General features: G+C 64.2%; 13 protein-coding genes. 9 read left to right on the top strand and 4 right to left on the bottom strand.

Annotated features, from left to right (window positions below):
• Positions 1-224 precede the first annotated feature (224 nt).
• From V5F23_RS26375 to V5F23_RS26390, 4 genes are read left to right on the top strand one after another with little or no spacing between them, the layout of a single operon-like run.
• A complete protein-coding gene (locus tag V5F23_RS26375) occupies positions 225-1,580 on the top strand; it encodes a pitrilysin family protein (RefSeq protein WP_042731124.1) in 1,356 nt (451 codons plus the stop codon).
• The gene (locus tag V5F23_RS26380) at positions 1,573-3,063 is read left to right on the top strand and encodes a pitrilysin family protein (RefSeq protein WP_338474004.1); all 1,491 of its coding nucleotides are present in this window, start codon (positions 1,573-1,575) and stop codon (positions 3,061-3,063) included. The genes V5F23_RS26375 and V5F23_RS26380 overlap by 8 nt, the downstream gene beginning before the upstream one ends.
• On the top strand, positions 3,063-3,671 hold the full coding sequence (rsmD, locus tag V5F23_RS26385) for a 16S rRNA (guanine(966)-N(2))-methyltransferase RsmD (RefSeq protein ID WP_042731126.1): 609 nt from the start codon (positions 3,063-3,065) through the stop codon (positions 3,669-3,671). Before V5F23_RS26380 ends, rsmD begins: the two co-directional genes overlap by 1 nt.
• Before the next feature lie 31 nt (positions 3,672-3,702).
• Positions 3,703-4,701, top strand: a complete 999-nt coding sequence (locus V5F23_RS26390; protein ID WP_338497008.1) for a hydrolase — start codon at positions 3,703-3,705, stop codon at positions 4,699-4,701.
• A gap of 150 nt (positions 4,702-4,851) precedes the next feature.
• On the opposite strand, the gene V5F23_RS26395 is transcribed toward V5F23_RS26390, so the two are convergent.
• Both V5F23_RS26395 and V5F23_RS26400 read right to left on the bottom strand, forming a co-directional pair.
• Positions 4,852-5,706, bottom strand: a complete 855-nt coding sequence (locus tag V5F23_RS26395; RefSeq protein ID WP_338497011.1) for a sulfurtransferase — start codon at positions 5,704-5,706, stop codon at positions 4,852-4,854.
• A 33-nt stretch (positions 5,707-5,739) separates the two neighbouring features.
• Positions 5,740-6,411, bottom strand: coding sequence for a TetR/AcrR family transcriptional regulator (locus V5F23_RS26400; RefSeq protein WP_042731129.1), 672 nt, complete (start codon positions 6,409-6,411; stop codon positions 5,740-5,742).
• 150 nt (positions 6,412-6,561) lie between these two features.
• Between V5F23_RS26400 and V5F23_RS26405 the strand changes: the two genes are divergently transcribed.
• From V5F23_RS26405 to V5F23_RS26425, 5 genes are all read left to right on the top strand, one after another.
• A complete protein-coding gene (locus tag V5F23_RS26405; RefSeq protein WP_338497012.1) occupies positions 6,562-7,992 on the top strand; it encodes a coniferyl aldehyde dehydrogenase in 1,431 nt (476 codons plus the stop codon).
• Between the two features lie 26 nt (positions 7,993-8,018).
• Complete coding sequence (locus V5F23_RS26410) at positions 8,019-8,564, top strand: twin-arginine translocation pathway signal protein (protein ID WP_123579186.1); 546 nt, start codon at positions 8,019-8,021, stop codon at positions 8,562-8,564.
• A gap of 146 nt (positions 8,565-8,710) precedes the next feature.
• Positions 8,711-10,306, top strand: coding sequence for a GMC family oxidoreductase (locus V5F23_RS26415; RefSeq protein WP_338497016.1), 1,596 nt, complete (start codon positions 8,711-8,713; stop codon positions 10,304-10,306).
• 115 nt (positions 10,307-10,421) lie between these two features.
• Positions 10,422-10,901 (top strand): pantetheine-phosphate adenylyltransferase, encoded by a 480-nt coding sequence (coaD, locus tag V5F23_RS26420; RefSeq protein WP_042731133.1) that lies wholly within the window; start codon positions 10,422-10,424, stop codon positions 10,899-10,901.
• 146 nt (positions 10,902-11,047) lie between these two features.
• Positions 11,048-11,299 carry a YfhL family 4Fe-4S dicluster ferredoxin gene (locus tag V5F23_RS26425; RefSeq protein ID WP_003249063.1) on the top strand — a complete coding sequence of 84 codons (252 nt, stop codon included), beginning with the start codon at positions 11,048-11,050 and terminating at the stop codon, positions 11,297-11,299.
• A gap of 160 nt (positions 11,300-11,459) precedes the next feature.
• Here V5F23_RS26425 and V5F23_RS26430 read toward each other — a convergent pair whose 3' ends face one another.
• Both V5F23_RS26430 and mutM read right to left on the bottom strand, forming a co-directional pair.
• Positions 11,460-11,780, bottom strand: coding sequence for a hypothetical protein (locus tag V5F23_RS26430; protein WP_042731134.1), 321 nt, complete (start codon positions 11,778-11,780; stop codon positions 11,460-11,462).
• 64 nt (positions 11,781-11,844) lie between these two features.
• Positions 11,845-12,657, bottom strand: coding sequence for a bifunctional DNA-formamidopyrimidine glycosylase/DNA-(apurinic or apyrimidinic site) lyase (gene mutM / locus V5F23_RS26435; protein WP_053147170.1), 813 nt, complete (start codon positions 12,655-12,657; stop codon positions 11,845-11,847).
• Positions 12,658-12,684 lie beyond the last annotated feature (27 nt).

Here is a 12,684-nt window from a genome sequence, read left to right on the forward strand (position 1 = left end):
CGGGGACACCTCATGGCTGATTTTTTCAAAGGACTGGTACGGCATCATCGGCGAAAACGCCGGGATCGACGCGCTAACCCGGCGTTTCTGCGCAGAACCCAAACAGCCTCGGGCCGATAAAAGGCCCGATAGGCGTGGCCGCCAGTAAAACGGACCGTTATCCTAGCACCCTCTCGCCCGCCGACGCTAAGACCTAGCGGGCAGCCCAACAGGTTTAAACACGAATGAATGCTCTTGCCCGCCGCGTTGCAGGCCTGCTGTTCAGCACAGTTTGTCTGCCCCTTTCAGCCCTGGCTGCCGATCCACAACCCACCCACGAATTTACCCTCGATAACGGCCTGAAGGTCGTGGTGCGAGAAGACCATCGTGCGCCGGTGGTGGTCTCCCAGGTCTGGTACAAGGTCGGCTCCAGCTACGAGACACCGGGCCAGACCGGTTTGTCCCACGCCTTGGAACACATGATGTTCAAGGGCAGCGAAAAAGTCGGTCCTGGCGAGGCCTCGCTGATCCTGCGGGACCTGGGCGCCGAAGAGAACGCCTTCACCAGCGATGACTTCACCGCCTATTACCAGGTGCTGGCCCGTGACCGCCTGGGCGTGGCCTTCGAACTGGAAGCCGACCGCATGGCCAGCCTGCGCCTGCCGCCGGAAGAGTTCAGCCGCGAGATCGAGGTCATCAAGGAAGAGCGCCGCATGCGCACTGACGACAAGCCCATGTCCAAGGCCTATGAACGCTTCAAGGCCATGGCCTACCCGGCCAGCGGCTACCACACGCCGACCATCGGCTGGATGGCCGACCTCGACCGCATGACCGTCGAGGAACTGCGCCACTGGTACGAATCCTGGTACACCCCGAACAATGCGACCCTCGTGGTGGTCGGCGACGTAACGCCAGACGAGGTCAAGGCCCTGGCCCAACGCTACTTCGGCCCGATTGCCCGGCGCGCCGTGCCATCGGCGAAGATCCCCCTGGAACTGGCCGAACCCGGCGAGCGCCAGATCACCCTGCACGTGCAGACCCAACTGCCCAGCGTGATGCTGGCCTTCAACGTCCCCAGCATCGCCACCGCGACGGACAAGCGCTCGATCAACGCCTTGCGGTTGATCTCGGCGCTGCTGGACGGCGGCTACAGCGGGCGGATCCCGACCCAACTGGAGCGCGGTGAGGAACTGGTCTCCGGTGGCTCGTCGAATTACGACGCCTACACCCGCGGTGACTCGCTGTTCACCCTGTCGGCGACCCCTAATACCCAGAAAGGCAAGACCATCGCCCAGGCCGAAGCCGGGCTGTGGCGCCTGCTCGAACAACTGAAGACCACCGCTCCGACGGCCGACGAACTGGAGCGCGTGCGCGCCCAGGTCATTGCCGGCCTGGTGTACGAGCGCGATTCGATCACCAGCCAGGCCACCGCCATCGGCCAGCTGGAAACCGTCGGCCTGTCCTGGAAGCTGATGGACACCGAACTCGCCGAACTGCAAAGCGTGACCCCGCAAGATATCCAGAAGGCAGCCCAGCTGTATTTCACCCGCGCACGCCTGAGCGTTGCGCATGTCCTGCCCGAGGAGAAAGCCCATGAGTGAGCGCACATCATCGCGTCGGCTGTTGATCGGCCTGGTGTTCGTCGCCCTGGCCGGCGCACTGGCGTTCTATCTGTTGCCCGCCACGGGCGTCACCGCGAGCCAGGCCCTGGATAACGCCAAGTCCGGCAACAAGCTGCAATCGTTGGCCGAGCTGGACGGCAAGGCGCCCAGTCATCGCCAGCTCGACGTACAAACCTGGAAAACCGCCGAAGGCGCCAAGGTGCTGTTCGTCGAAGCCCGGGAATTGCCCATGTTCGACCTGCGCCTGACCTTCGCCGCCGGCAGCAGCCAGGACGGCGACGCACCCGGCCTCGCGATGCTGACCAATGCCATGCTCAATGAAGGCGTGGCCGGCAAGGACGTCGGCGCCATTGCCGAAGGCTTCGAAAGCCTCGGCGCGGACTTCGGCAACGGGGCCTACCGGGACATGGCCGTGGCATCCCTGCGCAGCCTCAGCGCCGTGGACAAGCGTGAACCGGCGCTGAAACTGTTCGCCGATGTGGTCGGCAAGCCGACCTTCCCCGCCGACTCCTTCAGCCGTATCAAGAACCAGATGCTCGCCGGGTTCGAGTATCAGAAGCAGAACCCCGGCAAACTGGCGGGCCTGGAGCTGATGAAGCGCCTGTACGGCGATCATCCCTACGGCCACTCCAGCGATGGCACCGCACAGAGCATTCCACCGATCACCCTGGCCCAGTTGCGGGCTTTCCATGCCAAGGCCTACGCCGCCGGCAACGCGGTGATCGCGTTGGTGGGCGACCTGTCCCGTACTGAAGCCGAGGCGATGGCCAACCAGGTGTCCGCTGCGTTGCCCAAGGGGCCGGCCCTGGCCAAGACGCCTGCGCCGGTCGAGCCGAAGGCCAGCGTCAGCCACATCGAATTCCCGTCCAAGCAGACCAACCTGATGCTCGCGCAGTTGGGCATCGATCGTGACGACCCGGACTTCGCCGCCGTGTCCCTGGGCAACCAGATCCTCGGTGGCGGCGGTTTCGGCACGCGCCTGATGACAGAAGTTCGGGAAAAACGCGGCCTGACCTATGGCGTGTATTCCGGCTTCACGCCGATGCAGGCCCGCGGTCCATTCATGATCAACCTGCAGACCCGCGCCGAAATGAGCGAAGGCACCTTGAAACTGGTGCAGGACGTATTCGCCGATTACCTGAAGAACGGCCCGACCCAGAAAGAACTCGACGACGCCAAGCGTGAAATGGCCGGCAGCTTCCCGCTGTCCACGGCCAGCAACGCCGACATCGTCGGCCAGCTCGGGGCCATGGGTTTCTATGACCTGCCGCTGAGTTACCTGGAAGACTTCATGCGCCAGTCCCAGGCGTTGACCGTCGAGCAGGTCCGCACCGCGCTGGAAAAACACCTGAGCACGGACAAGATGGTCATCGTCACCGCCGGCCCGACCGTGCCGCAAAAGCCGCTACCGGCCCCCACTGACAAACCTGCCGAGCAACCGCTCGGGGTTCCGGAGCACTAATGGCCCGCCCATCGAATTCCAAGAAACCCGCCCACAACGGCGTGAACCAGCTACGCATCATCGGCGGCGAATGGCGCAGCCGGCGCTTGAGTTTCCCCGACGCGCCCGGCCTGCGCCCAACGCCGGACCGTGTGCGGGAAACCCTGTTCAACTGGCTGGCACCGTACGTCGCCGGAGCACGGGTACTCGACCCGTTCGCCGGCAGCGGCGCGTTGTTCCTCGAAGCGCTGTCCCGTGGCGCCGCCATGGGCCAGGCCCTGGACGCCAGCAGCCTGGCGGTCTCCCAATTGAAAGAGCACCTGGGCACCCTGCGTTGCACCGTCGGCCAGGTGCAGACCGCCGATGCGCTGCGCTACCTGGACAGCCAGCCGGCGACGGCCTTCGACCTGGTCTTCCTCGACCCACCGTTCAACCAGAACCTGCTGCCGACAGTGTGCGCCCTGCTCGAGGAACGTCAGTGGCTGGCCGAGGATGCCTGGGTCTACACTGAAAGCGAGACCGCTCCGTCGACCCTGGGCTTGCCGGGCAATTGGCGTTTGCATCGCGAGCAGAAATCCGGGCGGGTGTACTACGCGTTATGGCAACGAATGGCGCAAGCCGTTGAATGAACGGCTGGCCGGTGCATCGAGAACAATAATAATGGCCGCTGCATCTGAACGATTCATCCCCGCCCGGGGCCTGGGCAACCCGCACTTGCAGACCTTGTGGGGGCCGCTGTGGCGCAAGACCACCGTCATCGAGCGCCAACGCGAGCGCCTGTGGCTGGAAGACGGTGACTTCCTCGACCTCGATTGGCATGGCCCCCACAACGCCGAGGCGCCGCTGGTGTTGGTGCTGCACGGACTGACGGGCTCCTCCAATTCGCCCTACGTGGCCGGCCTGCAACATGCCCTTGATCGCCAGGGTTGGGCCAGCGTTGCGCTGAACTGGCGCGGCTGCTCGGGGGAACCCAACCTGTTAGCCCGCAGCTATCACTCCGGCGTCAGCGAAGACCTGGCCGCCACCATCGCCCACTTGCGCGAGCGACGGCCGTTGGCGCCGCTGTTCGCGGTAGGTTATTCGCTGGGCGGCAACGTGTTGCTCAAGCACCTGGGTGAAACCGGCAGCCATAGCCAGTTGCAGGGCGCCGTGGCGGTCTCGGTGCCGTTTCGCCTCGACCAGTGCGCCGATCGCATCGGGCAGGGTTTCTCCCGCTTCTACCAGACCCACTTCATGCGCCAACTGGTGGCATACGTGCGCAACAAGCAGCGGCAGTTCCAGCACGACGGACGCCACGAAGGGCTGGCGACCCTGGCAGCGCTTGGCCCGCTGGAAAACATGCGCACGTTCTGGGACTTCGACGGCCGGGTGACCGCGCCGTTGCACGGTTTCTCGGACGCGGCGGATTATTACCGTCGTGCCTCCAGCCGCTATTTCATGGGCGAGATCAACACGCCGACCCTGCTGATCCAGGCGGCCGACGATCCTTTCGTCTTTCCCCACAGCCTGCCTGAACCCGGCGAACTGTCGGCGTCGACCCACTTGGAGCTGCATGCCCAGGGCGGGCACGTGGGGTTTGTCGACGGCACCATGCGCCACCCCGGTTACTACCTGGAGCGACGCATTCCCCAGTGGCTGGCCAGCCTGGGTCACGGATAAGGTCCTGCACAAAGCGCCTGTGGGATGCACAAACCGCCTGTGGGAGCAAGCTTGCTCGCGAAAGCGGAGTGTCAGTCAACGTTTGTGTGTCTGGTACACCGCTTTCGCGAGCAAGCTCGCTCCCACAAGGCTCAATGACAGGGTTGAGTGTTACTCGCCGACGGCAACGGCCCTGTGTGGATCGGTGATCCACTCACTCCACGAGCCGGCGTACAACTGTCCCAACGGGTATCCCGCCAGGCAAAAGGCAAACAGGTTATGGCAGGCGGTCACGCCGGAGCCGCAATAGGCCACCAACCCCGCTGGTGAACGCTCGGCCAGTTTTTCGGCGAAACGCTGCTTGAGCTGGGCGGGCGGCAAAAAGCGACCGTCGCTGCCCAGGTTGTCGGTGAACGCGGCGCACTGCGCGCCCGGAATATGCCCGGCCACCGGGTCGATCGGTTCGACTTCACCCTTGAAACGCGGCAGCGCACGGGCATCCAGCAACGTCATGTCCGGCTGGCCGAGGCGCTGCTGCAAGGTTTGCGCGGTCAGCACCAGGGCGGTGTCCGGTGCGCCGTCGAAGGTGCCGCGGCGCGTCTGTGGCGGGTCGAGGCTCAACGGCAAGCCGGCCGCATGCCAGGCCTTGAGTCCGCCGTCGAGCAGGTACACGCCCTCGCGCTTGCCCAGCCAGGCCAGCAACCACCAGGCCCGCGCGGCATACGCGCCCGGACCGTCGTCGTAGAGCACGACGTCGCTGTCGTTATCGATCCCCCAGGCCCTCAAGCGCTCCACTAGGGCCTCGGGTGACGGCAGCGGATGGCGACCGGTCACGCCCTTGGTCACCGGCCCGCTCAGGTCTCGCTCAAGGTCCGCGAACGTCGCACCGGCGATATGGCCCTCGGCATAGCTGCGTTGGCCGTAATCCGGGTCTTCCAGGGCAAAGCGGCAATCAAGGATGACCAGCCCGGGCAGCGCTCGCCGCTGATCGAGGGCCTGGGGACTGATGAGTTGCGCAATCGACATGGTGAGCTCCTGTGGGAAATCGAGGGTCCGTTCCTACTGCCCTTCCTCCAGGGTCTGGGCCAGGGGGACATAAAACTCTTTGAACAAGGCATCCACCGCGTCGCGGGCCTGATCGGTCACGAAACCGGCTTCCAGCACCAGGACCTGATACACCCCGCGCTTGATGGCCTGTTCACTCAAGTGGCTGAAGTTTTCCCGCGTGGTGCACAGGAACCGCACCCACGACGTGAGGATGATCCAGGCATTGAGGGTCAGGGATTCGATCTGCACCCGGTCCATCTTCAGGATGCCCGCCTCGACGAAGCCCTCGTAGATGGCCGTGCCATGGATCAGGCTGCGCTGGGAAAAACGCCGATAGCGCGCCGCGAGGTCCGGGTCGCTGTCGAGCAGGTGCTCCAGGTCACGGTGCAGGAAGCGGTAGCGCCACATGGCCGCCAGCAGTTCCTGCAGATAGAAGCGCTTGTCCTCCACGGTCGCCGCGCGGCCCTGGGGCGGGCGCAGGAAACTGTCCACCAGGTTCTCGTACTCACTGAACAGCACGGCGATGATCGCCTGCTTGTTGGGGAAGTGGTAATAGAGATTGCCTGGCGACATGTCCATATGAGCGGCAATGTGGTTGGTGCTGACGCTGCGCTCGCCCTGCTGGTTGAACAGCTCCAGGCTGTTTTGCACGATGCGCTCGCTGGTTTTGATTCGTGGGGCCATGGTTTGGGCTTTAATTCTACGAAGGCATTGAGGGACATCTTACGACCTATTGGTCACCGGAAAAAACCCAAAGCCGCTTGTGGAGGCCATTGACTTTCTAGAGTATAAGCTCTAAAAAACACCCATTCTAATAACATCCGGTGCTCGAACATGCCTGCCGACGTTGCCTACCTGCATGAATCCCAACAGCAATTGGACGCGTTGCGGTCGCTCTTCGATGCCCAGCGCAAGGCCTACGCTGCCCACCCCATGCCGCCGGCCGAACAGCGCCGGCAATGGCTCAAGGCGCTGGGCGAGATCTTGAGCAACGAGCGCCAGGCCTTGATCGACGCCATCAGCCAGGACTTCAGCTACCGCAGCGCCGACGAAACACTGCTGGCCGAGCTGATGCCCAGCCTGCACGGCATCCATTACGCCAGCCGCCACCTCGCGGGCTGGATGAAGCCATCCCGGCGCAAGGTGGGCATGGCGTTCCAACCGGCATCGGCCAAGGTCATTTATCAACCGCTGGGCGTGGTCGGGGTCATCGTGCCCTGGAACTACCCGCTGTTCCTGGCCATCGGCCCGTTGGTGGGGGCATTGGCCGCAGGCAACCGGGTGATGCTCAAGCTCAGCGAAGCAACCCCCGCGACCGGCCTGTTGCTCAAGCAACTGCTGGCCCGGATCTTTCCCCAGGACCTGGTCTGCGTGGCGCTTGGCGAAGCGGAGGTCGGCGTGGCGTTCTCCAGGCTGCCCTTCGATCACTTGTTGTTCACCGGCGCCACCAGCGTCGGCCGGCATGTCATGCGGGCCGCCGCCGAGAACCTGACTCCGGTGACCCTCGAGCTGGGTGGAAAATCGCCGGCCATCGTTTCCGCCGACGTCCCCCTGCGCGATGCCGCCGAACGCATTGCCTTCGGCAAGACCCTGAACGCCGGGCAAACCTGCGTCGCACCGGACTACGTGCTGGTGCCGCAGAACCGTGTCGGCGAATTCGTCGAAGCCTATCGCGAAGCGGTGCGCAGGTTTTATCCGACGTTGGCGGACAATCCGGACTACACAGCGATCATCAATGAACGACACCTGGCCCGGCTCAACGGCTACATCGGTGACGCCACCAGCAAGGGCGCACTGCTGATCGAGCTGTTCGACCAGGGCCAGGGGCGCCGCATGCCCCACAGCCTGCTGCTCAACGTCCACGATGACATGACCGTCATGCAGGACGAAATCTTCGGCCCACTGTTGCCCATCGTGCCGTACGAGCACCTGGACCAGGCTTTTGCCTACATCAACCAACGCCCACGCCCGCTGGCGCTCTACTACTTCGGCTACAACAAGGCCGAGCAGCAGCGTGTCCTGCACGAAACCCACTCCGGTGGCGTTTGCCTGAACGACACGCTGCTGCACGTCGCCCAGGACGACCTGCCCTTTGGCGGCGTCGGCCCTTCGGGCATGGGGCATTACCACGGGCACGAGGGCTTCCTGACCTTCAGCAAGGCCAAGGGCGTGCTGACCAAGCAGCGTTTCAACGCCGCGAAGTTGATCTATCCGCCCTACGGCAAGCCGCTGCAGACGTTGATCCAGAAGCTGTTCGTTCGCTAACAGGCCTGCCCCCGGTAACGATAAACATGAACCCTAGCCTCATCGATGCACCCGCGCTGTCGCGGCGCGGCCTGCTGAAGTTCAGCCTCGGTGCCAGCGCTTTCCTGGCCACGGTCGGATTGGGCGCCAGCCTCAGCGGTTGTTCGTCAAGCCTGCCGGCCCACGGTTTCGCCGCGTTGCGTGACAGCGACCTGCCGTTCTTGCGTGCCATCATTGCGGTGATGCTGGACGGCGCAGTGGCGGTTGAAGGGATCCGCGCCGCCACCGACGCCACCCTGCGCAACCTGGACACCGAGCTGGCGTACCTGTCCCCGGCCATGCTCAAGCTCACGCGCCAACTGTTCGACGTGCTCACCCTGGGCGTCACCCGCGGGCCGCTGGCGGGCATCTGGGGGGCGTGGGAAAACGCCAGCGCTGATGACATCCGCCAGTTTCTCAACCGCTGGGAAAACAGCTCCCTGGACCTGCTGCGGCAAGGCCACAACGCGTTGCTGCAAATGGTGATGATGGCCTGGTACAGCCGGGCCGAGGCCTGGGCGCACTGTGGGTATCCGGGACCGCCCAAGATTTGAGTCATCAAAATCCTGTGGGAGCGGGCTTGCTCGCGAAAGCGGTGTGTCAGCTTGCATAGAGGTTGAATGTACAGCCGCCTTCGCGAGCAAGCCCGCTCCCACAGGGTTCTTCATCGTCCATCCATAACAATAAGAGAGCCCTGAACATGCCCGTACCCGATCTCTTTCGCGAAGGCCTGGCCCGTGGCTGGACCACCTACAACGGCGCGCAACTGACCCAGGACCTGAGCCTGGACGCCGACGTGGCGATCATCGGCAGCGGCGCGGGCGGCGCAACCACGGCGGAAATCCTCAGCGCCGCCGGCTACCGCGTGTTGCTGATCGAGGAAGGACCGCTCAAGACCAGCAATGACTTCAAGCTGCTCGAAGACCAGGCCTATTCCAGCCTGTACCAGGAAGGCCTTGGGCGCATGAGCAAGGGCGGCGCCATCACCATTCTCCAGGGCCGGGCCGTGGGCGGTACGACGCTGATCAACTGGACCTCGAGCTTCCGTACGCCCGACCAGACCCTTGAGCATTGGGCCGCCGAACACGGCGTCCAGGGCCACAGCCCGGCGCAGATGGCGCCCTGGTTCGAAAAAATGGAGCAACGCCTGGGCGTGGCCCCCTGGATGGTTCCACCCAATGCCAACAACGACGTGATCCGCAAGGGTTGCGAACAGTTGGGCTACAGCTGGCACGTCATCCCGCGCAACGTGCGCGGCTGTTGGAACCTGGGGTACTGCGGCATGGGCTGCCCGACCAACGCCAAGCAGTCGATGCTGGTCACCACCATTCCCGCCACGCTGGACCAGGGTGGCGTGCTGCTTTACCTGGCCCGGGCCGAGCGCCTGGTGATCAAGGGCGATGCGGTCGTCGGCCTGGAGTGCGTGGCCATGGACGAGCGCTGCGTGGCACCGACCGGGCGGCGCATCACGGTCAAGGCGCGGCACTACGTACTGGCGGGCGGTGGCATCAACAGCCCCGGCCTGCTGCTGCGCTCCGACGCGCCGGATCCCCATGAACGCCTGGGCAAGCGCACCTTCCTGCACCTGGTCAACACGTCAGCCGGGCAATTCGACGACGTCATCAACCCGTTCTACGGCGCGCCGCAGTCGATCTATTCGGATCATTTCCAATGGCAGGACGGTGTCACCGGCAAAATGTCCTACAAACTTGAAGTCCCGCCCCTGCACCCGGCGCTCGCCGCCACGCTGTTGGGCGGGTTCGGGGCCGAGAACGCCGCGCACATGGGCAGCCTGCCCTACACCCACGCAATGCTGGCCTTGCTGCGCGACGGTTTTCATCCGGACAGCCCCGGTGGGTGCGTCGAATTGCGCGGCGACGGCACGCCCGTGCTCGACTACACGGTTACGCCGTATACCTGGGAGGGCTTGCGCCGGGCCTTCCACAGCATGGCCGAGATCCAGTTCGCCGGCGGCGCCAAGGCCGTCATGCCGGTGCACGGCGATGCCCACTACGTGAAAACCCTGGCCGAAGCCCGGACCCTGATCGACGGCCTGGCGCTGGAGCTTTATCGCACGCGCCTGAGTAGCGCCCACGTGATGGGCGGCTGCGCCATGGGCGAAGACCCGAAACACGCAGTCACCGACAGCCTCGGTCGTCATCACCAGTTGGCTAATCTTTCGATCCACGATGGCTCGCTGTTCCCCACCAGCATTGGCGCCAACCCGCAATTGTCGGTGTACGGACTGACGGCGCAACTGGCGACAGCCCTGGCCGAGCGCTTGAAAAACCCATGAATATCCGGATTATTCGCACCGTCTATAGTGCTTTCTTATCCCACGGCCGACTTGGCCGACCGGGTCGGCTGCGATACCATCCGACTCCCCAACGGACTCCCGCCAGGACGACGCGATGAACCGAGTGTTGTACCCAGGTACCTTCGACCCTATTACCAAGGGCCATGGCGATCTGGTCGAACGCGCCGCGCGCCTGTTCGACCACGTGATCATTGCCGTCGCCGCCAGCCCCAAGAAAAACCCGCTGTTCCCGTTGGAACAACGCGTGGGGCTGGCCCGTGAAGTCACCAAGCACCTGCCCAACGTGGAAGTGGTCGGCTTCTCCACGCTGCTGGCGCACTTTGCCAAGGAAAAGAACGCCAATGTGTTCCTGCGTGGCCTGCGCGCGGTCTCGGACTTCGAGTACGAGTTCCAGCTGGCCAACATGAACCGCCAGTTGGCGCCGGACGTCGAGAGCCTCTTCCTGACGCCGTCGGAACGCTATTCCTTCATTTCCTCGACCCTGGTGCGGGAAATCGCGGCCCTGGGCGGTGACATCACCAAGTTCGTCCATCCGGCCGTGGCGGATGCGCTGACCCTGCGCTTCAAGAAGTAGCCCTTGCCGGCGACACTGCGCTCACGCTTTCCCACGCGAAGCGCAGCGCAGTCCATCGCACCCGCGTGCACTGCGCGCGCCAATGCGGCACAATTGCGCGCATACGTTTTCAGATGCCCGGGCCCAACGCCCCGGCAGGAGCCTGCATGTCCCTGATCATCACCGACGACTGCATCAATTGCGACGTCTGCGAACCCGAGTGCCCGAACGAAGCCATTTCCCAGGGTGAAGAAATCTACGTCATCGACCCGAACCTGTGCACCCAGTGCGTCGGCCATTACGACGAGCCCCAGTGCCAACAGGTTTGCCCGGTGGATTGCATTCCCCTGGACGAAGCCCATCCGGAGACTGAAGAACAGTTGATGGCGAAATATCGCAGGATTACTGGCAAGGGTTGAGCCGGATAATTTTGTAGTGTTTTTTGCGGGCCTCTTCGCGAGCAAGCCCGCTCCCACAAGGGGATCTGCTCAAGACGCAAATTCGGTGAGCACAGCCAATCCCTGTGGGAGCGGGCTTGCTCGCGAAGAGGCCATCAGCCATACCCCAAAACCAACTCCCTCACTCCTGCCGCTCAAATCCCTCCCCGATACACCCCAAACACCGCACAAACGTGGCTTTCGCCGGGTCCACCACCAGCGCTTTACCCGCATCGCCCACCCCACCGCCCAGCGCGGTAAAGGGCAACGACACCACGAACGCCCCTGTGCCGATCACGGTGGCAGCAAGCAACAACGGGCGGGCGATCAACAGGTCGCCGAGCATGGCATAGGCTGGTGGGTTCTGGATGGTATAGCGCGGGTCGCCGCTGCCACCGTTCGCCAGGGCGGGCGCGGCGACACTCAACAGCAACGTTAGAACGACGAGGCGAAACAGGTTCATGGGGCGGTCCTTCGGCTAAGCAGTCTGACAACTGACTATAGACCGTAGGACGGATCAGCTCCGATCAGCGCTGGCAGCGTGGACACCAGACACTGGCGCGCTGGCCGAGGCGGATTTCCCGCAGCCCCGTGCCGCAGACCTTGCACAGCTCGCCACCGCGGCCGTACACGAACAACTCCTGCTGGAAATACCCCGGCTGGCCGTCACCGCCGATGAAATCCCGCAGCGTGGTGCCGCCCCGCTCGATGGCATGGGCGAGGATGCGTTTGATCTCGATGGCCAGCTTCAGGTAACGCGCCCGGGAAATGCCCCCGGCCGCCCGGCGCGGGTCGATGCCGGCGGCAAACAGCGCCTCGGTCGCATAGATATTGCCCACCCCTACCACCACGGCGTTGTCCATGATGAACGGCTTGACCGCCATGGCCCGGCCCCGAGACAACTGGAACAGGCGCTCGCCGTCGAACAGGTCGGTCAACGGCTCCGGCCCGAGGCGCACCAGCAACTCATGGTTGAGCGGGTCGAGGCTCCAGAGCATGGCGCCGAAGCGCCGTGGGTCGGTGTAGCGCAAGGCCAGGCCGGACTCCAGCTCGATGTCCACATGCTCGTGCTTGGCCGCCGGCATGCCGATTTCCACCAACCGCAGGTTGCCGGACATGCCCAGGTGGCTGATCAACGTGCCAACCTCGGCATTGATCAACAGGTACTTGGCCCGCCGCTCCACCTGCACGATGCGCTGGCCGGAGAGCCGCACGTCGAGGTCTTCCGGGATCGGCCAACGCAGGCGACGATCGCGCACCAGCACGCGGCTGACCCGTTGTCCTTCGAGGTGTGGCGCAATGCCGCGACGGGTGGTTTCGACTTCCGGCAGTTCTGGCATGGGGCTCTCGAGTCAGGCGAACCGGGC

The sequence above is a fragment of the Pseudomonas sp. WP18 genome, from assembly GCF_036689585.1.
In the GTDB taxonomy this organism is placed as follows: Bacteria; Pseudomonadota; Gammaproteobacteria; order Pseudomonadales; family Pseudomonadaceae; genus Aquipseudomonas; species Aquipseudomonas chlororaphis_E.

What these genes read in the sequence shown, in the direction of transcription:
- V5F23_RS26430 (WP_042731134.1), bottom strand. Translation starts at nt 11,780, where the DNA reads ATGAACCTGTTTCGCCTCGTCGTTCTAACGTTGCTGTTGAGTGTCGCC.
- mutM (WP_053147170.1), bottom strand. Translation starts at nt 12,657, where the DNA reads ATGCCAGAACTGCCGGAAGTCGAAACCACCCGTCGCGGCATTGCGCCA.
- V5F23_RS26395 (WP_338497011.1), bottom strand. Translation starts at nt 5,706, where the DNA reads ATGTCGATTGCGCAACTCATCAGTCCCCAGGCCCTCGATCAGCGGCGA.
- V5F23_RS26380 (WP_338474004.1), top strand. Translation starts at nt 1,573, where the DNA reads ATGAGTGAGCGCACATCATCGCGTCGGCTGTTGATCGGCCTGGTGTTC.
- V5F23_RS26400 (WP_042731129.1), bottom strand. Translation starts at nt 6,411, where the DNA reads ATGGCCCCACGAATCAAAACCAGCGAGCGCATCGTGCAAAACAGCCTG.
- rsmD (WP_042731126.1), top strand. Translation starts at nt 3,063, where the DNA reads ATGGCCCGCCCATCGAATTCCAAGAAACCCGCCCACAACGGCGTGAAC.
- V5F23_RS26390 (WP_338497008.1), top strand. Translation starts at nt 3,703, where the DNA reads ATGGCCGCTGCATCTGAACGATTCATCCCCGCCCGGGGCCTGGGCAAC.
- V5F23_RS26375 (WP_042731124.1), top strand. Translation starts at nt 225, where the DNA reads ATGAATGCTCTTGCCCGCCGCGTTGCAGGCCTGCTGTTCAGCACAGTT.
- V5F23_RS26410 (WP_123579186.1), top strand. Translation starts at nt 8,019, where the DNA reads ATGAACCCTAGCCTCATCGATGCACCCGCGCTGTCGCGGCGCGGCCTG.
- coaD (WP_042731133.1), top strand. Translation starts at nt 10,422, where the DNA reads ATGAACCGAGTGTTGTACCCAGGTACCTTCGACCCTATTACCAAGGGC.
- V5F23_RS26425 (WP_003249063.1), top strand. Translation starts at nt 11,048, where the DNA reads ATGTCCCTGATCATCACCGACGACTGCATCAATTGCGACGTCTGCGAA.
- V5F23_RS26405 (WP_338497012.1), top strand. Translation starts at nt 6,562, where the DNA reads ATGCCTGCCGACGTTGCCTACCTGCATGAATCCCAACAGCAATTGGAC.
- V5F23_RS26415 (WP_338497016.1), top strand. Translation starts at nt 8,711, where the DNA reads ATGCCCGTACCCGATCTCTTTCGCGAAGGCCTGGCCCGTGGCTGGACC.